Here is a 22,061-nt window from a genome sequence, read left to right as displayed (position 1 = left end):
CCGTGACAAAATTTGAACTAAGAGTCAAGAGTTGACTTTATGGTCAACCGGTAGGCTTTCAGGACAGCGGAGAACGGGGAGGAACGGGATGGGCGCGCAGCAGGCGGCGAACGAGCTGAAGCCGTCGTCCGAGCGCGTGCAGCGCAAAAGGGGCAAGCGGATCCAAGAGATCCTCACGACGGCGGCCGAGCTGTTCGGCGAGCGCGGGTACGACGCGGTCAGCCTGGAGCACGTCGCCGAACGGCTCGACGTCACCAAGGGCTCGCTGTACTACTACTTCGCCAGCAAGGACGAGCTGGGCACGGCCGCGATCGAGACGCTGGGCGACGAGTGGACGGCCCGGCTGGAACGGCTGCTGGAACAAGCCGAAGGCACGCCGGGCGCACGGCTGCGCGCGTTGATCCACGAGCACGTGACGATCGCGGTCAACGACTATCCGGCCGCGCTGCGGGTGTTCCTGATGCCGCGCGAATGGCCGAGCGCGCAGCGGGAACGCATCAAGGAGCTACGGCGGCGACACGACTCGCTGTTCCGCGCGCTGATCGAAGACGGCCTGGCGAGCGGCGAGTTCACCGTCACCAGCGTCGACACGGTGCTGCAATGCATGCACGCGGCCATGAGCCAAGCGCCCATCTGGTGCGGTGAACTGCCGCCCGCCGCGCGGGGGAAGGCCGTGGACGAGGTCGCCGACACGCTCATGGCGCTCGTCCACATCGGATGATCAGAGACGGCGTGGCGCTTCGATCCCGAGGAGCGCCAAGCCCTGCACGAGCGTGCGTGCGGTCAGTGTGGCCAGCTGTACCCGCGAAGCGCGCAGTTCCGGCGTTTCGGCGAGCAGCACCGGGCACTGCTCGTAGAAGCGCGAGAACGAGACCGCGGCGTCGTACAGGTAGGTGCAGAGCTTGTGCGGCGCGTACGCCGACGTCGCGGCGTGTACGGCTTCGCTGAACCGCAGCAGCGTGAGCGCAAGCGCGCGCTCAGCTGGCTTGGCGAGCAGGATCGGTGCGTCACCAGCAGATTCGCCTGCCTTGGCGAGGATCGACTCGATCCGCGCGTGCGCGTACTGGAGGTACACGGAAGTGTTGCCCTCCTTCGCGAGCATCCGGTTCCAGTCGAAGACGTAGTCGCGCTCGCGGTCACCGGACAGGTCGGCATACTTCACGGCTCCGACACCCACGGCGTGCGCGACCTGCTGCTGTTCTTCGGCGCTGAGTTCGCTGCGCTCGGCGACGATCTCCGCGGCCTGCGACACCGCCTCGTCGAGCAGATCGGCGAGCTTGACGGACTCGCCGGCGCGGGTGCGCATCACCTTGCCGTCCGCGCCGAGAACCGAGCCGAAGCCGATGTGCTCGGCATGCACGCCGTCGAGCCAGCCGGCGGCGCGGCACACCGCGAACACCATCGCGAAGTGCTGTGCCTGCGGGGAACCGACGACGTACAGCAGGTCGGTCGCGCCCCGTTCGGTGGTCCAGTACCGCACGGTCGCGAGGTCGGTCGCCGCGTAGCCGTAGCCGCCGTCGCGCTTGCGGACGATCAGTGGCAGCCGGTCGCCCTCGCGGTTGTGGAAGCCTTCCGGGAACACGCAGACCGCACCGTCGCTGACCTCGGTGAGACCGTCGGCTTCCAGCTCTTCGACGACTTTGCCGAGGTACGGGTTGTAGAAACTTTCGCCGTAGACGTCGGCGTCGGTCAGGGTGATGCCGAGCTGGCGGTAGACCGCGTTGAAATGCCGGGTCGACTCGTCGATCAGCTCCTGCCAGAACGCGAGCGTTTCCGGATCGCCGCTCTGCAGCTTCACCACGCGTTCGCGGGAGCGGTTCGCGAAGTCCTCGTCGGAGTCGAATTTCTGGCGTGCCGCTTGGTAGAACGCGTTGAGCTCGCCACGGTCCGCGTCCGGCTCGGCCAGCCGGTACTCGATGAGCATGCCGAACGGGGTGCCCCAGTCGCCGAGGTGGTTGTGCGGCAGCACCTCATGCCCGACAAACCGCAGCAGCCGCGCGATCGCGTCGCCGATCACGCTGGTGCGCAGGTGCCCGACATGCATTTCCTTGGCGACGTTGGGGCTGCTGTAGTCGAGCGCGATCCGCTTCGGCTGCGCTACCAGCGCGACGCCGAGCCGCTCGTCGCCTGCCTGCTCGGCGACACGCTGCTCAAGCCATTCGCGGCGCAGCACGAAGTTCAGGAACCCCGGCCCGGCGATCTCCGGCCGGTCGGCGACCCCGTCGAGTTCCAGCTGCTCGACAATCCCGGCCGCGACCTCGCGCGGCGGCTTGCCCAGCCGCTTGCCGAGGCTCATCGCCAGGTTGCACTGGTAATCGACCCCGTCGCGAGCGGACACCGCGATGAGCGCCTCAGCCGGACTGAGCTCGACGTCGAACGCACGGCGGAGGGCGGCCACCACGCGTCGCGCCAGTTCCTCACTAACCTCGAGCTGCTGCACGGTGTCCCTCCTTCGCGTAGTCGATCGTTGCAGACTACCGACCGCGCGCGAGGACTTTTACTTCAGTTCGCTGCCCTTGGTTTCCGGCATCCGGAGGATCACGACGAACGCGATCGCGGACGCCACCGCGACATACCAGAAGAACGCGGTAGAGGCACCCGCCGCGGACAGCGCGCTGAGCACCAGCGGCGCGGTGCCGCCGAAGACCGCGACGGTGAGGTTGTACCAGGCGCCGATGCCCAGCCCGCGCAGTTCGGTGGGGAACAGTTCGCTCATGATCGCCGGGGCGATCGAGGTCATCGCGGTGTAGAGGACGAGACCGACGCCGAACACCACCAGCAGGTTCCCGAACCCGGGCCGCACCAGGTAGGAGAGCGGCACGATCACGAGCGCGGTCGCCCCGGACCAGACGAGCAGCTGAGGACGCCGCCCGTACCGGTCGGCGAGCGCGCCCATCGGGTACTGGAGGACGACGAACAGCGCGGTCGCGATGGAAAGCGCGAGGAACGTGTCGACGTCGTCCGCGCCGCGGCCCTTGACCGCGAAGGACGTGAGGGCGCTGAAGAACGTGTAGTAGCAAAGGGTGGAGAGCATCGAGAACCCGACGAGCTGCCCGACCGCACGGGGATGTTGGGTGACCGTGGTGAGCAGCGGCCGCTCGACCCGTCGCGCGGTTTCCTTTTTCTCGTGGTACAGCTCGGTTTCCTCAAGACTGCGGCGCAACCAGAGCCCGACGACGCCGAGTACCCCGCCGAGCAGGAACGGAATGCGCCAGCCGTAGCCGGCGAGGTCCGCTTTGGTCATAGTGCGGGCGAGCACGAAGCCGAGAACGGTCGCGATGAGCACCGCGGACCCGGTCGAGATGTAGAAGAAGGAGGAGTAGCGGCCGCGCCGTTCCCTGGGCGAGACCTCGCCGAGGTACGCGGAAGCATTGGACACTTCGCCGCCGAGCGAGAGGCCCTGTGCGATCCGCGCGAGCAGCAGCAGAATCGGAGCGAGCCAGCCGACCTGCTCGAACGTCGGCAGCAGCCCGATCGCGACGGAGCCGCCCGCCATGAGCGTGATGGTCAGCAACATGGCCGGCTTGCGCCCGCGCACATCCGCGAACCGGCCGAGCAGCACGCCGCCGAGGGGACGGAAGAAGAACGCGAGCGCGTACGTGGCGAACGTGTTGATCAGTGCGAGCGCTTCGTTTCCGGCGGGGAAGAAGGCGTGCGCGAAGTAGATGCTGAAGGTCGCGTAAATGGTCCAGTCGAACCACTCGAGCGCATTGCCTGCACTGGCGGCGAACAACTTCCGCACCGGCAGCCGGTGCCGGGTGACGCCTTGTTCGGTCGCAGGACCGGCCATCGGACAACCTCCACGCCGCAGGGTGGAACGGCACTTTGCCAGAAATGCCCGGGGATCGGTAGATCCCGTCGAAGGATGGCAGTTGGTGCTTGACCCACTGCGGTGGGTAGCACGAGATTGGCTTGGCTGAGCGAAAGCCGGCCGGTTCCCGGCTGCCGATGCGGCCTAGCGGGTTGTCTCCGCCCTGGACGAGCCTTCACGCGTGCTGCCGAAGTCCGTGAGGGGGCCCCTCGCGGGACTTGGATTCTCTCAAGGGGCCCTTCACGGAACCGACCATCGCCGGCCTCGCCGCCGCCGGTATCAGCAGCCGACGGCTTCCCGATCACCGCTGCGCAGAACCCCGTCGCACTACCCGGTCCAGCTTCGCCGCGCACATCGCCGCCTCGCTCGCCGCACCTCAAGAAGTGCTGGCCAACGCAAACGGCAGCACCCCCTCCGCCCCCGCCTGCCGCAGCAGCCGGGACGCCAGCGTCATCGTCCACCCGGTGTCGATCAGGTCGTCCACCAGCAGCACCGGCCCGCGTGTCTGCGCGACGTTCGCCGCCACGTCCGCCGGCAAGCTCAGCCGTCGCCACAGATCCGCCAGCCGTTGCGCGCTGTTCGCCTGGCGCGGCGGCGGACCGGCCGACGCCAGTTCGCCGAGATAGTCCAGTCGTCCGACCGCTGACAGCCGCAGGGCCAGGCTGTCCACCAGCTGCGGCCGCGTCGCGGACGGGATCGCCACCACCGCGACCGGACGCTGCGCCCATTGCCAGCCCGCCAGCACTTTCACGCATGCGTCGAACACCGAGTCGGGCACCTCGGCGTCCGGCGCTCCCGGGCCGAGCAGTTCGCGCAGCCGGCCGCCCCAGCCCACGTCGGTCAGCCTGCCCAGCACCTGTCCCGGCTCGGCCTGATCGCCGGGGGCGATCCGCCCGGACAGCGGCACGTCGAGACCGCTCATCCCGCTCGGCCACTGTTTTCGCGGTGCCACTGCGACGCCCGGCCGGTCCAGCCGCTCCCTCGTCGCGCCAGCGACTTCCTCGGACACCGTCGTGTCCCAATGCCTGCCGGTGCAGTTGTCGCACCGCCCGCACGGCACCGCTTCCGGATCGTCGAGCTGCCGCCGCAGATACTCCATCCGGCACCCGGTCGTCCGGAGGTACCCCAGCATCGCCTCCTGCTCGGCCTTCCTCGCGACGCCGACCCGCTCGTACCGATCCCGGTCGTACTCCCATGGCTGCCCGGTGCTTTCCCAGCCGCCGCGCACCCGGCGCACCGCACCGTCCACATCGAGCACTTTCAGCACCATCTCCAGCCGCGATCGGGACAGCTCGACCGACGGCTCCAGCGCTGCCGTCGAAAGCGGACGGTCCGCATAGGACAGCGCGTTCAGCACCTGGGTCACCCGCAGCTCGTCCGGGAACGCCAGCGACCCGAAGTACGCCCAGATCGCCTTGTCCTCGCGTCCGGGCAGCAGCACCACCTCGGCCCGCTCCACGCCGCGCCCGGCCCGGCCGACCTGCTGGTAGTAGGCGATCGGCGAGGACGGCGCGCCCAGGTGCACCACGAACCCGAGGTCCGGCTTGTCGAAGCCCATCCCGAGCGCGGAGGTCGCCACCAGCGCCTTGACCCGGTTCTCCAGCAGATCGTCCTCCGCGGCCTGCCGGTCGGCCGGATCGGTCTTCCCGGTGTAGGCGGCCACCGGATAGCCGCGGTCGGACAGCAGCGCGGCGACGTCGTGCGCGGCGGCGACGGTGAGCGTGTAGATGATGCCCGACCCGGGAAGTTCGGCCAGATGCTCGGCGAGCCATGCCAGCCGCGCTTCGTCGGACGGCAGCTCGGCCACCGCCAGCCGCAGGCTTTCCCGGTCCAGCGGGCCGCGCAGGACGAGGGTGCCGGTTTCGCCGCCGATGCCGAGCTGCTCGGCGACGTCCGTGGCCACCCGGTCGTTCGCGGTCGCGGTGGTGGCCAGCACCGGCACGCCGTCCGGCAGGTCGCCCAGCAGCGTCCGCAGCCGCCGGTAGTCCGGCCGGAAGTCGTGGCCCCAGTCGGAAATGCAGTGCGCCTCGTCCACCACCAGCAGGCCGGCTCCGGCGGTGAGCTTCGGCAGCACGCTGTCCCGGAAATCGGGGTTGTTCAGCCGCTCCGGGCTGACCAGCAGCACGTCCACCTCGCCGGCCGCCACCGCCGCCTGGACCTGGTCCCACTCCTGCGCGTTGGCCGAGTTGATCGTGGCCGCGTGGATCCCCGCCCGGGCGGCAGCGGAGATCTGGTTGCGCATCAGCGCCAGCAGCGGCGACACGATGACCGTCGGCCCCGCTCCTTGTTCTCGGAGCAGCGCGGTGGCCAGGAAGTACACCGCCGACTTGCCCCAGCCGGTGCGCTGCACGACCAGGGCGCGCCGATGGTGCGCGACCAGTGCCTCGATGGCGGTCCACTGGTCCTCGCGGAGGGTGGCGGTGTCTCCGGCGAGCGCGCGCAGCAGGGCCTCGGCGCGGGTCCGGAGAGCTTCGGTGGCGTTGTCCACGCAACCACGTCTACCCCATCCCCCCGACAATTCCGGACCGGCCCGGGTCAGAACGGACAGTTTCCGACCGAAACAGAGAGTTATGTGACTCAAGTCACATCAATGACCTAGGTCGCAGCCGCGGCGGGAGGCCCGCGCACGCCCGCGCGTATAGGCTCACCGGCTATGTCACCACGCCGGATCGGGGTCATGGGCGGGACCTTCGACCCCGTGCACCACGGCCACCTCGTCGCGGCCAGCGAGGTCCAGTCGCGGTTCGCGCTCGACGAGGTCATCTTCGTGCCCACCGGGCAGCCGTGGCAGAAGTCCAGCCGCCGGGTCACCCGCGCCGAGGACCGCTACCTGATGACGGTCATCGCGACCGCCTCCAACCCGGTCTTCTCGGTCAGCCGGGTGGACATCGACCGCGGCGGGCAAACCTACACCGTCGACACGCTCCGGGACCTGCACGAGGAGTACCCGGACGACGAGCTGTTCTTCATCACCGGCGCGGACGCCCTCGAACAGATCCTGACCTGGCACAAGGCCGACGAGCTGTTCGACTTCGCGCATTTCATCGGCGTCACCCGCCCCGGCTACCGGCTCAACTCGCACCACCTGCCGAGCGGCAAGGTCAGCCTGGTCGAGGTCACCGCGATGGCGATTTCGTCCACCGGCTGCCGCGAACGCGTCGAGCGCGGCGAGCCGGTGTGGTACCTCGTTCCCGACGGCGTGGTGCGCTACATCGCCAAGAAGGACCTCTACCGCAAGGACGCCGGAGGCTGACCGGGTACCCTCGTTCGGGCATCCCCCCGAATCTGAAGGAGCACTGTGGCAGCGACGGCCGAGGCACGTAATCTGGCGGTGGCGGCCGCGCACGCGGCAGCGGACAAGCTGGCCAGCGACGTGGTCGTCCTGGACGTGTCCGAGCAGCTGGTGATCACCGACGCCTTCGTCATCGCCTCCGCGGCGAACGAACGGCAGGTCGGCGCGATCGTCGACAACGTGGAGGAGAAGCTCCGCCTGGACGGTCACAAGCCGGTCCGGCGCGAAGGCGCCCGCGAGGGCCGCTGGGTGCTGCTCGACTACGTCGACGTCGTCGTCCACGTGCAGCACGCCGAGGAGCGCTCGTTCTACGGACTCGAGCGGCTGTGGAAGGACTGCCCGCGGATCGAGGTCGAAGGGCTCGCGACGGTGCCCGCCGCCGACGACACTGCCGACGACGCGGACGGTCTGGAGGCGTGAGCCCGCGGCGGCTGCTGCTCTGGCGGCACGGCGAGACGGACTACAACGCCGCCGGCCGCATGCAGGGACACCTCGACTCCGCGCTGACTTCGGTCGGCTGGAATCAGGCGCGGTTCGCGGTCCCGGCGCTCGCCCGGTACGCGCCGGAGCTGGTGATCGCGTCCGATCTGCACCGCGCCACCGACACCGCGACTGTGCTCACCGAAGCGATCGGCGTGCCGTTGCGGATCGACAAGCGGCTGCGCGAGACGCATCTCGGCGAGTGGCAGGGCATGACCGGTGCCGAGGTCGACGCGGACTACCCGGGTGCCCGCACGCTGTGGCGTTCGGACGCCGCGTGGGCGCCGCCCGGCGGCGAATCTCGGGTCGAGGTAGCCGAACGTGCCGCCGAGGTGGTCGACGACCTGATGCAGCCGAACTCCGACGCCGGCGAATCCGTGCTGCTCGCCTCGCACGGCGGGCTGATCCTCGCGCTCACCGCGAAGCTGCTCGGGCTGCCGGTCGAGGTCTGGCCTTCGCTCGGCGGGATCATGAACTGCCACTGGGTCGACCTCGTCCACCGCGACGGCAAGTGGCGGCTGCACGCGTACAACGCGGGCATCACCGGCTGACCCCGATGGGCCCTCAGCTGCTCGTTTTCGGGGATTCGCTCTGCTTCCACGGTCCCGAAGGCCCGTGCGCGGCCGACGACTCGCGGCTCTGGCCGAACGTCGCGGCGAACGCGCTCTCCGGGCAGGCCGACCTCGTCGCTGGCATCGGCTGGACCGCGCGCGATCTGTGGTGGTCTCTCACCGGAGACCCGCGCGTCTGGGCGGACCTGCGGCGGGCAGACGCTGTCGTGTTCGCTGTGGGCAGCATGGACACCCTGCCGTCGCCGTTGCCGACGTACTTGCGACAGGGCCTTCGCTACCTTCGCCCCGAGGGTGTGCGTCGCGTCGTACGCGGTGCCTATCTCGCCGCGCAGCCACGGTTGTCCGTAGCACTGCGCGGGCGGCCCAGGGTGCTGCCTGCGCGGCTGAGTGTGAGCTACCTCGATCAGTCCGTCGAAGCGCTGCGCGCCCTGCGGCCTGAGTTGCCAGTGATCGGGATGCTGCCATCAGTGCACCGCGCGGAGGCGTACGGCAGGGTACACACTGGACGCGCCGAAGCGGCTTCGGCGATCGCTTCGTGGGCCGCGCGCCGCGAAGTGCCGTTGCTCGACACGCCCGGCGTGGTTGGCGAACATGTCTTGAGCGGCGCGGGAAATCCCGACGGAATGCACTGGGGATGGGCCGGGCACGAGGCAGTCGGCACGGCGATAGCCAAGCTGGTTGCGCCGCGCCTGGGCGCTGGCGACGTAGGCTGATTACGTGTCGGTCGCCGTGGTCACGGATTCCACCGCGCACCTGCCCGAAGGCTTCGCCGAGCGGCACGCGGTGCGGGTGGTGCCCCTGCATGTCCTGGTAGAAGGCGTCTGCTCGCTCGACGGGGTCGAGATAGGCCCGGCCGCCCTCGCGGAAGCGCTGGGAGAACGGAAGAACGTCACCACTTCCCGGCCGACCCCGGCCGAGTTCGCGACCGCCTTTCGCGCGGCTCTCGACGACGGCGCCGACGCGGTCGTGTCCGTGCACCTGTCCCGCGAGCTGTCCGGCACCTGGGAAGCCGCGGTGCTGGCGGCCGAAGAAGTCGGCTCCGACCGGGTCCGGGTCGTCGATTCCCGAACCACGGCGATGGGCCTGGGCTTCGCTGCCCTGCACGCGGCTGACGCCGCCGCCAGCGGCGCCAGCCCGGCCGAGGTGGAAGCTGCCGCGGTGGCGGCGGCCGAACGGTCCTCGACGCTGTTCGTGGTCGAGACGCTGGAACACCTGCGCCGCGGCGGCCGGATCGGCTCCGCGGCGGCGCTGCTCGGCACCGCGCTGGCGGTGAAACCGGTGCTGCACATGTCCGAGGGTCGCATCCTGCCGCTGGAGAAGGTCCGCACGATGAACCGGGCGATCGGACGACTGGTGGAGCTGTCGGTGAAGGCGGCGGGCACTGGGCCGGTCGAGCTGGCGGTGCACCATCTCGCTTCGCCGGAACGAGCCGTCGAACTCGCCAACCGGCTGGAGGAAGCCGTTCCGGGATGTGCCGGCGGGTGCGTGGTGTCGGAGCTCGGCGCGGTCATCGGCGCGCATACCGGGCCGGGGGTGCTCGGCGTCGTCGTGCAGCGCGCCTAGCCGGGTTTCCGATCGCGCGTTTCGCCGCCGGACGACGTCGGCGCGCAACGCGGTCCGGGCAGCAGAACGCCTGTGGGACAACGTGTTCCGGGTCGAGTCGAACCGCAGTGCGCAGTTCAGCGACCGGCAGTTCCCTGCCGGTCGTGCGGAATCGGTGTTTCGCTCGCGAGCCAGTCCGGAGGCGTGCCCGCTGCCGCCCGGCGCGGCGGAACCGGTCAGTATGACTGCGCACCCCGACGAAATCCGGGCGGACGGCGGCCTCGCCGCCGAGTTGTCCCCAAGGCGTCCGCCTGTCCACAGATTCCGCCGCGGCCCTCGCCGCGGGTCCGATCGGCACCTAGTTTCGATCGTGTGTTCGAGCAGTCCGCCCGGGATCCGGGCACTCCCGTCAACGCCAGGCTCTCCTGGCTGGCCGACCAGCTGGCCGTGGTTCCGCGTCTCGCCGGACCCGGTCGCCGGTCGGTGCGTCGCCGGCTGGGCGGTGCCTGGTCCGCTCGGCGACCCGCGGCAGAACTCGGAGGAGAGCCGATCGCCACCGAAGGGAACAGCTCGTTGCCGGGGATGGCGGACCGACCGCGACCGGCTGCCGCGCAGAGCCGGTTGCTCGGGGGCAAAGCAGTACGCAGCTGGATGCCCGACGGCGGCCGGCGTCGGCTCGCGCAACGCTGGCTGCCCGGCGGTGCAGCAAGCCTGCTGGCCCACCGGGGCGTCATGGTCGCGTTGGCGTTGCTGGCCGCCGCTGCCGTCGTCGTCGGCGGCCTTGCCTTCTTCGGTCCCTCACCAGCAGCAGAGGTCGCGCCTTCTCTTCCAGCGGCTCGCGCGCAGGTGCCGACCGCCGCGAAACCGGCGGCCGGCGACAAGCTGGTGATCAGCGTCGTCGGGCTGGTGCGCTCGCCCGGACTCGTCACCGTGCCCTCCGGCTCGCGGGTCGCCGACGCGCTGCGCGCCGCCGGCGGCGCGAATCCCGGCGTCGACCTGACCGCGCTGAACCTCGCCCGCAAACTGGCCGACGGCGAACAGTTGGCGGTGGGAATCCCGGCCGCGCAAGCGGCCCCGGCCGGTGCCGGAGCCGCGGCCAGCAAGATCGATCTGAACGCGGCGACCGCCGAACAACTCGACACCCTTCCGGGTGTCGGCGAGGTCACCGCCCGGCGGATCGTCGACTGGCGCACCCAGCACGGCGGCTTCTCCAGTGTCGAGCAGCTCCGCGACGTCGACGGCATCGGCGAAAGCAAGTTCCAGAAACTGCGCGAGCAGGTGACGGCCGGATGACGGCGGAGGCGGCGGCACCGCGCCGGCACGACCTCCGGCTGGTCCCGGCGGCGATCGCCGGCTGGGCGGCCACACTGGCCGGTCTCCGGCTCGGCTGGGGGGCAGCGACGGCGATCGGGGCGGCGGCAGTGGTTGTCTCGCTGGTGTTCCTGGTTCGCGGTCGGGGACGGTACGTCGGCGCCGGGGGAGCGTTGTTGCTCGTCGGACTCGCCGCCGCGCTGCCGACCGCGCTGCGTATTCACCAGGCCGATGCCGATCCGCTCGCGGCCGCCGCGGTGCACGGCGCGACCGCGGCGCTGCGGATCGAGATCAGCGAACGTCCACGGCCGATTCGGCAATCCGGCTACGCCGACCAGCAAGCCGGTGCTCGCTCGGTGGCGATCCCTGCGCACGTCCGAGCGGCCACAGTGGACAGTCGGCAGGTCGATTCGGCCGGCCGGGTCGTGCTGTTGGCCCCGGTAACGGGCTGGAGCACGTTGCTGCCAGGTCAAGAGGTGACAGCGACTGGCCGGCTGATGCCGGCGCGCGGCGGCGAGCTGACTGCAGCAGTCTTGTCCGTCCGCGCAGCGCCGCGCGACGTGGGCGCAGCACCGTGGTGGCAGCGTGCGGCGGCGACCTTGCGGAACAGCCTGCATTCGTTGTGCGCGGTATTGCCCGAAGAACCGGCCGGGCTGGTGCCGGGGCTGGTCCTGGGCGACACGAGCGCGTTGCCGCACCAGGTCGAGAACGAGTTCGTTGCCTCCGGGCTCACTCACCTGATGGCCGTCAGCGGAGGAAACCTGGTGGTCGTCGGAGGCGCGGTGCTGCTGCTGTGCCGGGCGTTGCGTGCCGGACCAAGGCTCTCCGCCGTCGCGGCCGGGCTGTCGTTGGCAAGCTTCTTGATCTTGGTCGGTCCCGAACCGAGCGTAGTGCGAGCCGGCGTGATGGGTGGCATCGGCTTGCTCGCGCTTGCGCTCGGCCGTCGCGGTTCCGCTTTGCCGGCTCTGGCGTTCGCGGTGTGCGTGCTGGTGGCCTGGGACCCGGCGATGGCGGCGAATTTCGGGTTCGCCTTGTCGGTCCTCGCCACCGCGGGGCTGGTGCTGCTCGCGCCGCGCTGGGCGGAGTCGTTGACGCGGAAGGGAGTTCCGCCAGGATACGCGGAGGGGCTTGCCGTGCCGCTGGCCGCGTTCGTGGTCACCGTACCGGTTATCGCCGGCATGGCGGGCACCGTCAGCCTGGTCTCGGTGGTCACCAATGTCCTTGCCGCACCGGTGGTTGCGCCGGTGACCGTGCTGGGCGTGCTGGCGACCGCCGCCGGGCCGTGGTGGCCGGGCGCCGGGCACCTCCTGGTCCGGCTGGCGGAACCGGAGGCGCAATGGCTGATCCTGGTCGCCCGGCACGGCGCGAGAGCGCCCGGCGCGGTGCTGACGTGGCCCGGCGGCTGGTGGGGCGGGCTGTGCGCGGCCGGCTTGCTGGCGGTCGTCGTGGTGGCGTTGCGGTTCCGCCGGATCCGGCTGCTGATCGCGCTCGGCCTGGTTGTGGTGCTGCTGACCGTCGTGCCCGTCAAGGTGCTGAAGCCCGGGTGGCCGCCCGAAGGCTGGGCGATGGTGGAGTGCGACGTCGGACAGGGCGACGCGGTCGTGCTCGCGACATCCGAACCCGGCCGGGCGGTAGTGATCGACACCGGGCCGGAGCCGGGACCGGTCGACGAATGCTTGCGGCGGCTGGGTGTCGAGCGGGTGCCGCTGCTGGTGCTGAGCCATCTGCACGCCGACCACATCGGCGGACTGGAGTCGGTGTTCGACGGGCGGGCAATCGGCGCGATCGCGATCGGGCCCGGACGGGCGCCTGCTTGGGCGTGGCAGCAGGTTTCCGGTGCGGCGAAAACCCGCGGGGTGCCGTTGGTGCAGTTGAGCGCCGGTCAGCGGTTGGCGTGGCCGGGACTGTCGCTGGACGTGCTCGGCCCGCGCTACGCCACTTCGCGGGCACCGGCTCTGCAGGACGGGACGATGATCAACAACAGCTCAGTCGTCCTGCGCGCGGACACGTCGGCCGGCCGGATCTTGCTGACCGGAGACGTCGAGCTGGCCGCGCAGGCGGACCTGCTCGCCGAGGGCGTCGACGTGCAAGCCGACGTGCTGAAGGTGCCGCACCACGGGTCGCGGTACTCGCTGCCGCAGTTCCTTGCCGCGGTGCGGCCGCGGACCGCGTTGATCAGCGTGGGCGCGGGCAACGGATACGGACACCCGAGCAAGTCCACAATGGACGTACTGCGGGTTATGGGCGTCCTCGTGACCCGGACGGATCTGGACGGGGACACCGCGGTGCTGCCGAGCGGCGGCGGTCCGGCGGTGGCGCGCCGAGGCGAGCCGCGAGGTCCGCCGCGGTAGGCGCGCCGGACCCCGCGCCGGCGCGTCAGTAACCGAGCGCCTTGGCGACTGCTTCGGCGGACGGCGGCACGGTGGCCTTCGGGCCGACGTGATTCTCGACCGCGTCGAGGGTCTTCAGGCCGTCGCCGGTGATGAGCAGGACGGTGTCGGCTTCCGGGTCGAGCTTGCCGGCTTCGATGAGCTTCTTCGCCGTCGCGACGGTGACGCCGCCGGCGGTCTCGGTGAAGATGCCTTCGGTGCGGGCCAGCAGCCGGATGCCTTCGACGACCTCTTCGTCGGTGACGTCCTCGATCGCGCCGCCGGTGCGGTTGACCACGTCGAGCACGTACGGGCCGTCGGCCGGGTTGCCGATCGCGAGAGAGCGGGCGATGGTGTCCGGCTTGACCGGCTGGACCACGTCGTGGCCGTTGCGGAACGCGGTGGAGACCGGCGAGCAGCCGGTGGCCTGCGCGCCGAACACCTTGTACGGGCTGGCGTCCACCAGGCCGAGCTGGCCGAGTTCGCGGAAGCCCTTGTCCACCTTGGTGAGCTGGGAGCCGGAGGCGATCGGCACGACGATCTGTTCCGGAATGCGCCAGCCGAGCTGCTCGGCGACCTCGTAGGCGAGCGTCTTCGAGCCCTCGGAGTAGTACGGGCGGACGTTGACGTTCACGAACGCCCACGTCTCGTGCTCGGCCGCCAGTTCGGTGGCGAGCCGGTTCACGTCGTCGTAATTGCCGTCGACGGCGATCAGGTCGCCGTCGTAGACCGCGGTGGTGAGGATCTTGGCGCGCTCGAGGCTCTTCGGGATCAGCACGACCGACCGCCAGCCGGCGCGGGCCGCGGCGGCGGCCGTCGCGTTGGCCAGGTTGCCGGTCGACGGACACGCGAGGACCTCGAAGCCGAACTCGCGGGCGGCCGCCAGGGCGACGGCGACCACGCGGTCCTTGAACGAGTGCGTCGGGTTGCCGGTGTCGTCCTTGACCCACAGGTTCTTCAGGCCGAGCGCCTTGGCCAGCCGGTCGGCACGCACCAACCGGGTGCAGCCGGGCTCGGTGTTCGGGGTCTCCTCGACTGTCGAGGGGACGGGAAGGAGTTTCTTGTAGCGCCAGATGTTGCGCGGTCCGGCCTCGATGTCCTCGCGGCGGACGCGGCCGAAGTCGTAGGCGACCTCGAGCGGCGAGAAGTCTTCGGCGGAGACGAACTCCGGGGCGAGCGGCTGCCGGTGGCCCTCTTCCTTCGACACCAGTTCGACAGCCGGACCGAGGTCGAGCGTCTTGTTGGCGGAGGTGGTGCGGAGGGTTGCAGTCATCGCGAGGTTCCTTCCTCATCTGCCCCGCCGAAGCGGGCCGGAATTGGCACCGTGGTCGTCAGCTATTCCGCGATCGCGGAATGACAGGCTGTACGCCGGTTGCCGGGGCTTCGTCGGGCCGTTCCCTCTGCCCCTCTGGATGAGCGGTATTCGATTGTCGGAGCGCCCGCCGGGCGCGTCCTCGGGTACACCGTACGACATGGTGATCGGCTCGTGCCATGGAGGCGGCCCACATCACCGGGGCGGGCGGACCGGCGGCCGGGTGAGAGGATGGCCGGGTGACCACCGCACCCGCGCCGCTGCACCTCGTCACGGGCGAGGAAGAACTGCTCATCGAACGGGCCGTGCGCGCCGCGCTCGACGCGGCGAAGGCAGCGGACCCGACGGCCGACCTCACGCGGATGCGGGTGTCCGATCTCACACCGCCGCTGCTGGCCGAGCTGGTGAGCCCGTCGCTGTTCGCCGAGGGGCGCGTGATCGTGCTCGAGTCGGCGCAGGACATCTCGCAGGAGCTGTCCGACGCGGTGCTGGCCTACCTCAAGGCGCCGGCCGAGGGCATCGTCCTGGTGGTCGTGCACAGCGGCGGCGGGCGCAGCAAAGCGGCGAAAGCCTTGCCGGGCGCACTGAAAAAGTCCGGCGCGGAGATCACCGAGTGCCCGAAGCTCACCAAGCCGGCCGAGCGCGAGGCGTTCGTCCGCAACGAGGTGCGCCGGGCGGGCGGCAAGATCGACGGAGCGGGGCTGCTGGCCCTGCTCGATTCGGTCGGCTCCGACCTGCGCGAACTCTCGTCGGCGGCGACCCAGCTGGTGGCCGACACCGGGGGAGCGATCGACGAGCAGGCGGTCCGCCGCTACCACACCGGCCGCGCCGACGTGACCGGCTTCGCGGTCGCCGAAAAGGCCGTGGCGGGCGACCGGGCGGCGGCGCTGGAATCACTGCGCTGGGCGATGCAACTAGGCGTTCCGCACGTGCTGGTGGCCGACGCGCTCGCCGACGCGGTCCGCACGATCGCCCGGGTTTCCGCCGCCGGACGCGGCAATCCGAACCAGATGGCGGGCGAGCTGGGAATGCCGCCGTGGAAGATCCGGAAGGCGCAGGGCCAGTCGCGCGGCTGGGGCGCGGACGGCCTTGCCGAGGCGATGCGCATCGTGGCGCGGCTCAACGCGGACGTGAAGGGCGCGGCGGCGGACTCGAACTACGCACTGCAGCGGGCGGTGCTGGACGTGGTCGCGGCCAAGGGCGACCGCTGATCCTGCCGCGGCCGGGGCTGCACGCTCCGCGTACAGAACTGCCAGGGTCGGCCGTCCGGGGAGGGGAGTGGGGCCGCCTGCCCGGCGGGGCTTGACGTCCCCAGCGTGGCTGTCGAGGTTCGCCGGGAGGACAGCCGTTGGCCTGACAGCGGGTTGGCCGTCCCGCGGGCTGGTCCGGCTGCCGTGCCCGAAATAGAGGCGGCGGAATCCGCTGCCTGGCACCGAATTCCCGCTGACGCCCCGGCCGCCGCGGTTGGCCAAGACACGGAAAAGGCCCGGCAGCCGAAGCCGCCGGGCCTTCCGAAGAGACAGCGATCAGAGCTGGTTCGCGCGCTTCGCGAGAGCCGACTTCTTGTTCGCGGCCTGGTTGGCGTGGAGGACGCCCTTGGTGACGGCCTTGTCCAGCTTGCGAGCGGCGTCGCGCTGGAGCTCGAGGGCCTTGTCCTTGTCACCGGCTTCGGCGGCCTCGCGGAACTTGCGGATCGCGGTCTTCACCGAGGACCGGATCGCCAGGTTGCGCTGCCGCGCCTTCTCGTTCGTGGTGATGCGCTTGACCTGCGACTTGATGTTAGCCATGGAGGCGTTCCTCTTTCACTCGGTGAAGGTCGCTGCCGCGTTCGTTTGGCACCGGACCGGCCCTGACGGGCAGCCGGGTTTCCTCCTTGACGGAATGCCGCACGGCAACAGTCGAAAATCTTAACAGTCCTGCTCGCAGCGTCGGCGAGGGCCCCGCGCAGGTGCCGAGGCGGGCCCGCCCGGAAGCCGTGCTCTGCCCCGCCGGCACCCCCGGGACGCTCTGCCCCGCCGGTGCCCCGAACCGAGCCTTCCCGAAACGTCCCGCCGGAAAGCCTTCGGCGGCACCTGCCGGCCTCCGCTACCGTGGACCGCGATAGTGCCTAGGGTTCCGTCGCCGGCCCGCAGGCCCGAAGCCGGGCCTCCGCCCACAACCAGGGCCGGCGGGACTGGTCCGAGCGGCACCGTCGGCGGGGCACCGTGTCCTGCCGTTCATCTGACGGGACAAAAGCCTGGAGGACCCGGTCTTCAGCGTGCGCCGAAGTCCTGAAAGGGTCCCGTGAACTCCAGTGCCCTGGCCATGGTTCTCGTCGCCGCGGTCGTCCACGCCGGATGGAACCTCGCCGCCAAACGAGTTTCCGGCGGCGGTCCGCGGTTCGTCTGGCTCTATTACACCGTCTCGGCCGTGGCGATGCTCCCGGCAGTCGGGGTCGCGCTGGCTGTCGAACCGGAGCGGCCGCAATGGAGCTGGCTGTTCGCCGCGGCGGCCACCGCGATCATGCACGTGCTGTACGGGATCGTCCTGCAGCGCGGCTACGAAGTCGGCGACCTTTCAGTGGTCTATCCGCTCGCCCGCGGCACCGGACCGCTCCTGTCGGTGCTCGTGGCCGTCCTCCTGCTGCACGAACGGCCCGGGGTTCTCGGGTTGGCCGGCGCGTTCCTCGTCGTGTCGGGCGTCCTGGTGATCAGTCTCGGCGGCGGCGCCGGCGACTCCCGCGCGCGCCGGGCCGGGGTGTTCTACGGCGTCCTCACCGGAGCGGCCATCGCGGGCTACACGCTCTGGGACGCGCACTCGGTCACCACGCTGGGCGTCCCGCCGCTGGTCTACTTCGGCGGCGGTGCGCTGGGGCAGAGCATCCTGCTCGCACCGGCCGCCGTGCGCGGCCGCTTCGAGGTCGAGCGGCTGTGGCGCGATCACCGGCGCGAGGTGCTGATCGTCGGGCTCGCCTCGCCGGCCGGCTATCTGCTGGTCCTGTACGCGCTGCAGATCGCACCGGTCAGCCTGGTGGCGCCGGCCCGGGAGCTGTCGATCGTGTTCGGCGGGGTGGCCGCCTGGCTCGTGCTCCGCGAGCGCAACGCGGTCCGCCGGCTCGCCGGGTCGGTCGTCGTCCTGGCCGGGATCGCGGCGATTGCGCTCGCCTGAGCGGAGCGCCTCGGGTAGGCAGGAGCCTATGGACGTACTGAGCAGCCGGGTGCTGATCCACCCTCGCGACCACGAGGTGTCCACCGCGTTCTACCGCGACAAGCTCGGCCTCGCGATCGAGCGCGAGTTCCCGGGCGGCACGCGGTTCTTCGCCGGCGGAGGATCGATCGAGGTAGTCGGAGCGGGCGAGGCGGGACCGGGCCCGGACGTCAACTTGTTCCTGCAGGTCCGCGACCTGCGGGCGACGCTGGCCGAACTGGCCGGCCGCGGCGTCGAACCGGTGCGAGAGCCGGTGCGCGAGCCGTGGGGCACCGACGAGGCGTGGATCGCCGACCCGGACGGGCTGCGGATCGTCCTCGTCGAGGTCCCGGAAGACCACCCGTTGCGCCGCGACCAGCGCTAAGCCGCCGGCTTCACCGCGCGCAGCTGGGCGGCCAGCGGGGCGAACCCGGGCGGGTCCCAAGTCCAGGTCTGCAGGTCCGTGAACCCGGCCGCGGCGGCTTCGTCGGCAAGCTCGTGCCGGGTGACCGGCAGCCATTTCTCGTGCGCCGACAGCAGCAGCCGTCCGCCTGGCCGCAGCACCCGGAACAGCTCGGCGAAGCCGGCCGGCCGGTCGTCCCACAGCTGGACGTTGTTGACGGTCAGCACGACGTCGACAGACGCGTCCTCGGCGCCGGTCCGCGCGGCGCTGCCCGCACGCACCTCAGCGCGGTCGCCGCAGCGGTCCGTGCACAGGCTGCGCATCTCGGGGGAAGGCTCGACGCCGATCACTTCGCCGGCGAGCCTGGCGGCCGCGTCCAGGCCGATGCCGGGACCGGGACCGACGACCAGGACGGTCTCGTCGGGTTCGAGGCGGGCGAGGTCGACCACGCGGTGTTCGGTGCCGGCGTTGCTGACCGCCATCAGCTTGCCGCCGAGCCTGCCCAGCAGGCCGCTGGGGTGTCCGAAGACCCGGTCGAACGCGGCATCGAGGACGCCGGGGCCGGGCGAAGGGGAGGGTGCGGTGCTCATACTTCGAGGTCATCACGAGACGCGCGGGGGCGCATCGGGGATGACCCCCACTCGCACCCGGAGGTCCATGGGACGATGGGGTACGGACATCCCCCACCATCCTGAGGACAGCCCGAGTGACAGCGCCCAAGACGTTCGCCGACACCACCTTCACGCCGCCGGAGTTGATCCGCAACTTCTGCATCATCGCCCACATCGACCACGGCAAGTCGACGCTGGCGGACCGGATGCTGCAGCTGACCGGCGTCGTCGAGGAGCGGGCGATGCGCGCGCAGTACCTCGACCGCATGGACATCGAGCGGGAACGCGGCATCACGATCAAGGCCCAGAACGTGCGGCTGCCGTGGCAGGTGGACGGCCAGGACCACGTGCTGCACATGATCGACACCCCCGGCCACGTCGACTTCACCTACGAGGTCTCCCGCGCCCTCGAGGCGTGCGAAGGGGCGATCCTGCTGGTGGACGCGGCGCAGGGGATCGAGGCGCAGACCCTGGCCAACCTGTACCTGGCGCTCGAGAACAACCTCCAGATCATCCCGGTGCTGAACAAGATCGACCTGCCCTCGGCCGATCCGGACAAGTACGCCGGCGAGATCGCGCACATCATCGGCTGCGAGCCGGACGAGGTGCTGCGGGTTTCGGCGAAGACCGGCGTGGGCGTCGGCGCGCTGCTCGACGAGGTGGTCCGGCAGGTCCCGCCCCCGGTCGGCGACCCGGACGCGCCCGCCCGCGCGATGATCTTCGACTCGGTCTACGACACCTATCGCGGCGTCGTCACCTACATCCGGGTGGTGGACGGCAAGATCACGCCGCGCGAAAAGATCAAGATGATGTCCACCGGCGCCACGCACGAGCTGCTGGAGGTCGGGATTATCTCGCCGGAGCCGAAGGCCAGCAAGGGCCTCGGCGTCGGCGAAGTCGGCTACCTGATCACCGGCGTGAAGGACGTGCGCCAGTCGAAGGTCGGCGACACCGTGACGTCCGAGCGCAACGGCGCGAAGGAACCGCTGGCCGGCTACCGCGAGCCGAAGCCGATGGTCTACTCCGGGCTGTACCCGGTGGACGGCTCGGACTACCCGGAGCTGCGCGAGGCGCTGGAGAAGCTGCAGCTCAACGACGCCGCGCTGACCTACGAGCCGGAGACGTCGGTCGCGCTGGGCTTCGGCTTCCGCTGCGGGTTCCTCGGCCTGCTGCACCTGGAGATCACCCGGGACCGGCTGGAGCGCGAGTTCGGGCTCGACCTGATCTCGACCGCGCCGAACGTGGTGTACCGCGTGGTGCTGGAGGACCGCAGCGAGGTCGTCGTCACGAACCCGTCGGACTGGCCGACCGGGCTCAAGATCGCCGAGGTGCACGAGCCGGTGTCGAAGGTGAGCATCCTCGCGCCGTCGGAGTTCGTCGGCACGATCATGGAGCTGTGCCAGACCAAGCGCGGCGTCCTGCTGGGCATGGACTACCTCTCCGAGGACCGGGTCGAGCTGCGCTACACGATCCCGCTGGCGGAGATCATCTTCGACTTCTTCGACACGCTGAAATCGCGCACCCGCGGCTACGCCTCGCTCGACTACGAGGAGTCCGGCGAGCAGGTCGCGGAGCTGGTGAAGGTCGACATCCTGCTGCAGGGCGAGACGGTGGACGCGTTCTCCGCGATCGTGCACAAGGACGCCGCGTACACCTACGGAAACCGGATGGCGACGCGCCTGCGGGAACTGATCCCGCGGCAGCAGTTCGAGGTCCCGATCCAGGCCGCGATCGGCTCCCGGATCATCGCGCGCGAAACCATCCGCGCCATCCGCAAGGACGTGCTCGCCAAGTGCTACGGCGGCGACATCTCGCGGAAGCGGAAGCTGCTGGAGAAGCAGAAGGAAGGCAAGAAGCGGATGAAGACCGTCGGCCGGGTGGAGGTGCCGCAGGAGGCATTCGTCGCGGCACTGTCCACTGAGGACAGCGGCAAGAACAAGAAGTAGCGGTTGCCCATTGGGGTGAACGGCGGTTCCGGGTTCTCGGAGCCGCCGTTTTCTTTTGGTGTCGGCAAATGCGGACGGGGACTCTCTGGTGCGAACAGCGAAAGGAGAGCACCATGACAGTCATGACGGACATCGAGTACCCGCCCGGGTCGGCTCCTATGACGGTGCACGACCTCGATGGGATGCCGCAGGATGGCCGACGTCACGAGCTCATCGACGGGGTGCTGGTCGTGACTCCGGCACCGGGATACCGCCACCAGAAGATCGGGTACCGGCTTTATCACGTGCTCGAGTCGGCATGCCCGCCAGAGTTCGATGTGCTCGGCGCCCCGTTCGCGGTGCACATCGGCGACAAGCTGGAACTTCAGCCGGACGTGCTGGTGGGGTGGAGCGAGGACTTCACCGAGAAGGACCTTCCGGCTCCACCGGTCCTCGCGGTCGAGGTGTTGTCGCCGAGCACGACCATTCACGACCTGAACACCAAGAAGGCGACCTACGAGCGGCTGGGCGTCCCGAGCTACTGGGTGATCGACCCGGACGGTCCGGAATTGACGGTGTTCGAACTGGACGGCGACGGCCGCTACCAGCAGGTCGCCAAGGCTGCGGGTGCGCAGGCATTCGAGGCGCAGCGGCCGTTCCCGGTCCGAGTGGTGCCCGCGGCCCTCGTCGGCCGGAGCTGATCAGCCAGGGGCGGGCGCCGGTCAGCCGTTCCCGATGATCCGGCCGATCTCCACGAAAACCGCGGCGCGGCGTTCGGCGGCCATCACGCGGTCGTACTCGGCCCAGTCGTCGTGGGTTCCGGTGGCGGCGCGGAAGACGTCGCGCAGCAGCGGCGGCAGGCCGTCGGCGGGGAATCCCGGATCGGCGTCGTCCGGGCCGATCACGCGGACCGGGCCGGTCACCGACAGCCATCGCCAGCCGCGGCGAAACGTCACTGTCGCATGGCCGTTGCGGCGCAGCAGGGCGAGCTTGTGCGCCCCTCCGATGGCGACGAAACCTACGCTCGGCTTGCCGGACACCGGGTCGGCCAGGACGCCCGCGTTCACCACCGAGGCGTGCACGGTGCCGTCGGCGCGGGTGGTGGCCACGGTGGCGAGGCCGTTTTCCTCCACGGTCAGCACGCGGAGCTGCTCGAGATCTGCCGTCATGTCCGGGTGCAACGCCAAGGCGGCCCGCGGCATTTCCGGTTGCCGGCGCGAGGGAAACCGGGTGCCGGTCGCGGTGCAGACGCAGGAGGCCGAAGCGGG

Annotated in this window: 20 protein-coding genes and 1 riboswitch; of the genes, 13 read left to right on the top strand and 7 right to left on the bottom strand. The window is 70.4% G+C overall.

The features are described 5' to 3' along the window. Positions 1–88 precede the first annotated feature (88 nt). Positions 89–721: a TetR/AcrR family transcriptional regulator gene (locus AMYBE_RS0118955; protein WP_020660973.1), complete on the top strand. Its 633-nt coding sequence runs from the start codon at positions 89–91 to the stop codon at positions 719–721. On the opposite strand, the gene argS is transcribed toward AMYBE_RS0118955, so the two are convergent. The 3 genes from argS to AMYBE_RS0118940 all read right to left on the bottom strand — a co-directional run bounded on the left by argS (position 722) and on the right by AMYBE_RS0118940 (position 6,299). After that, positions 722–2,440, bottom strand: a complete 1,719-nt coding sequence (argS, locus tag AMYBE_RS0118950; RefSeq protein ID WP_027927794.1) for an arginine--tRNA ligase — start codon at positions 2,438–2,440, stop codon at positions 722–724. Positions 2,441–2,497: 57 nt separating this feature from the next. Then, entirely contained in the window at positions 2,498–3,790 is a 1,293-nt protein-coding gene (locus AMYBE_RS0118945) for an MFS transporter (RefSeq protein ID WP_020660971.1), read from the bottom strand. Between the two features lie 397 nt (positions 3,791–4,187). Continuing rightward, positions 4,188–6,299 carry a RecQ family ATP-dependent DNA helicase gene (locus tag AMYBE_RS0118940; RefSeq protein WP_020660970.1) on the bottom strand — a complete coding sequence of 704 codons (2,112 nt, stop codon included), beginning with the start codon at positions 6,297–6,299 and terminating at the stop codon, positions 4,188–4,190. A 165-nt stretch (positions 6,300–6,464) separates the two neighbouring features. On the opposite strand from AMYBE_RS0118940, the gene nadD reads away from it, so the two are divergent. The 7 genes from nadD (at position 6,465) to AMYBE_RS0118905 (ending at position 13,359) form a co-directional block, all read left to right on the top strand. Next, positions 6,465–7,064 (top strand): nicotinate-nucleotide adenylyltransferase, encoded by a 600-nt coding sequence (gene nadD, locus AMYBE_RS0118935; protein ID WP_084470077.1) that lies wholly within the window; start codon positions 6,465–6,467, stop codon positions 7,062–7,064. 45 nt (positions 7,065–7,109) lie between these two features. Beyond that, entirely contained in the window at positions 7,110–7,523 is a 414-nt protein-coding gene (gene rsfS, locus AMYBE_RS0118930; protein WP_020660968.1) for a ribosome silencing factor, read from the top strand. Beyond that, positions 7,520–8,134: a histidine phosphatase family protein gene (locus AMYBE_RS0118925; RefSeq protein ID WP_020660967.1), complete on the top strand. Its 615-nt coding sequence runs from the start codon at positions 7,520–7,522 to the stop codon at positions 8,132–8,134. Before rsfS ends, AMYBE_RS0118925 begins: the two co-directional genes overlap by 4 nt. 5 nt (positions 8,135–8,139) lie before the next feature. Beyond that, entirely contained in the window at positions 8,140–8,868 is a 729-nt protein-coding gene (gene octT, locus AMYBE_RS0118920) for a diglucosylglycerate octanoyltransferase (protein WP_020660966.1), read from the top strand. A gap of 4 nt (positions 8,869–8,872) precedes the next feature. Next, positions 8,873–9,718 (top strand): DegV family protein, encoded by an 846-nt coding sequence (locus tag AMYBE_RS0118915; RefSeq protein ID WP_020660965.1) that lies wholly within the window; start codon positions 8,873–8,875, stop codon positions 9,716–9,718. A 351-nt stretch (positions 9,719–10,069) separates the two neighbouring features. Further along, positions 10,070–10,990 (top strand): ComEA family DNA-binding protein, encoded by a 921-nt coding sequence (locus tag AMYBE_RS46880; protein WP_020660964.1) that lies wholly within the window; start codon positions 10,070–10,072, stop codon positions 10,988–10,990. Then, positions 10,987–13,359, top strand: a complete 2,373-nt coding sequence (locus AMYBE_RS0118905; protein WP_020660963.1) for a ComEC/Rec2 family competence protein — start codon at positions 10,987–10,989, stop codon at positions 13,357–13,359. The genes AMYBE_RS46880 and AMYBE_RS0118905 overlap by 4 nt, the downstream gene beginning before the upstream one ends. A 25-nt stretch (positions 13,360–13,384) precedes the next feature. Here AMYBE_RS0118905 and thrC read toward each other — a convergent pair whose 3' ends face one another. Beyond that, positions 13,385–14,650 (bottom strand): threonine synthase, encoded by a 1,266-nt coding sequence (gene thrC, locus AMYBE_RS0118900; protein ID WP_020660962.1) that lies wholly within the window; start codon positions 14,648–14,650, stop codon positions 13,385–13,387. A gap of 12 nt (positions 14,651–14,662) precedes the next feature. Continuing rightward, a riboswitch (SAM riboswitch) is annotated at positions 14,663–14,796 on the bottom strand. A gap of 132 nt (positions 14,797–14,928) precedes the next feature. Here thrC and holA point away from each other — a divergent pair. Next, positions 14,929–15,900: a DNA polymerase III subunit delta gene (gene holA / locus AMYBE_RS0118895; RefSeq protein WP_020660961.1), complete on the top strand. Its 972-nt coding sequence runs from the start codon at positions 14,929–14,931 to the stop codon at positions 15,898–15,900. Positions 15,901–16,215: 315 nt separating this feature from the next. Here the strand turns inward: holA and rpsT are convergent, their stop codons facing one another. Next, positions 16,216–16,476: a 30S ribosomal protein S20 gene (rpsT, locus tag AMYBE_RS0118890; protein ID WP_020660960.1), complete on the bottom strand. Its 261-nt coding sequence runs from the start codon at positions 16,474–16,476 to the stop codon at positions 16,216–16,218. Between the two features lie 496 nt (positions 16,477–16,972). Here rpsT and AMYBE_RS0118885 point away from each other — a divergent pair, with 496 nt between their 5' ends. Further along, the gene (locus AMYBE_RS0118885) at positions 16,973–17,836 is read left to right on the top strand and encodes an EamA family transporter (RefSeq protein ID WP_027927793.1); all 864 of its coding nucleotides are present in this window, start codon (positions 16,973–16,975) and stop codon (positions 17,834–17,836) included. Between the two features lie 28 nt (positions 17,837–17,864). Next, positions 17,865–18,239: a VOC family protein gene (locus tag AMYBE_RS0118880; RefSeq protein WP_020660958.1), complete on the top strand. Its 375-nt coding sequence runs from the start codon at positions 17,865–17,867 to the stop codon at positions 18,237–18,239. Here the strand turns inward: AMYBE_RS0118880 and AMYBE_RS0118875 are convergent. Next, complete coding sequence (locus tag AMYBE_RS0118875) at positions 18,236–18,847, bottom strand: class I SAM-dependent methyltransferase (protein WP_020660957.1); 612 nt, start codon at positions 18,845–18,847, stop codon at positions 18,236–18,238. The genes AMYBE_RS0118880 and AMYBE_RS0118875 overlap by 4 nt on opposite strands. Positions 18,848–18,963: 116 nt before the next feature. On the opposite strand from AMYBE_RS0118875, the gene lepA reads away from it, so the two are divergent. Together lepA and AMYBE_RS0118865 are read left to right on the top strand one after the other, a co-directional pair. After that, entirely contained in the window at positions 18,964–20,814 is a 1,851-nt protein-coding gene (gene lepA / locus AMYBE_RS0118870; RefSeq protein WP_020660956.1) for a translation elongation factor 4, read from the top strand. Positions 20,815–20,927: 113 nt separating this feature from the next. Next, entirely contained in the window at positions 20,928–21,494 is a 567-nt protein-coding gene (locus AMYBE_RS0118865; RefSeq protein ID WP_020660955.1) for a Uma2 family endonuclease, read from the top strand. A 21-nt stretch (positions 21,495–21,515) separates the two neighbouring features. On the opposite strand, the gene AMYBE_RS0118860 is transcribed toward AMYBE_RS0118865, so the two are convergent. Further along, positions 21,516–21,962, bottom strand: coding sequence for a pyridoxamine 5'-phosphate oxidase family protein (locus AMYBE_RS0118860; RefSeq protein ID WP_027927792.1), 447 nt, complete (start codon positions 21,960–21,962; stop codon positions 21,516–21,518). Between the last annotated feature and the right edge of the window lie 99 nt (positions 21,963–22,061).

This window comes from Amycolatopsis benzoatilytica AK 16/65 (assembly GCF_000383915.1).
GTDB lineage: Bacteria > Actinomycetota > Actinomycetes > Mycobacteriales > Pseudonocardiaceae > Amycolatopsis > Amycolatopsis benzoatilytica.
This window is presented reverse-complemented; position numbering and strand designations above follow the sequence as displayed.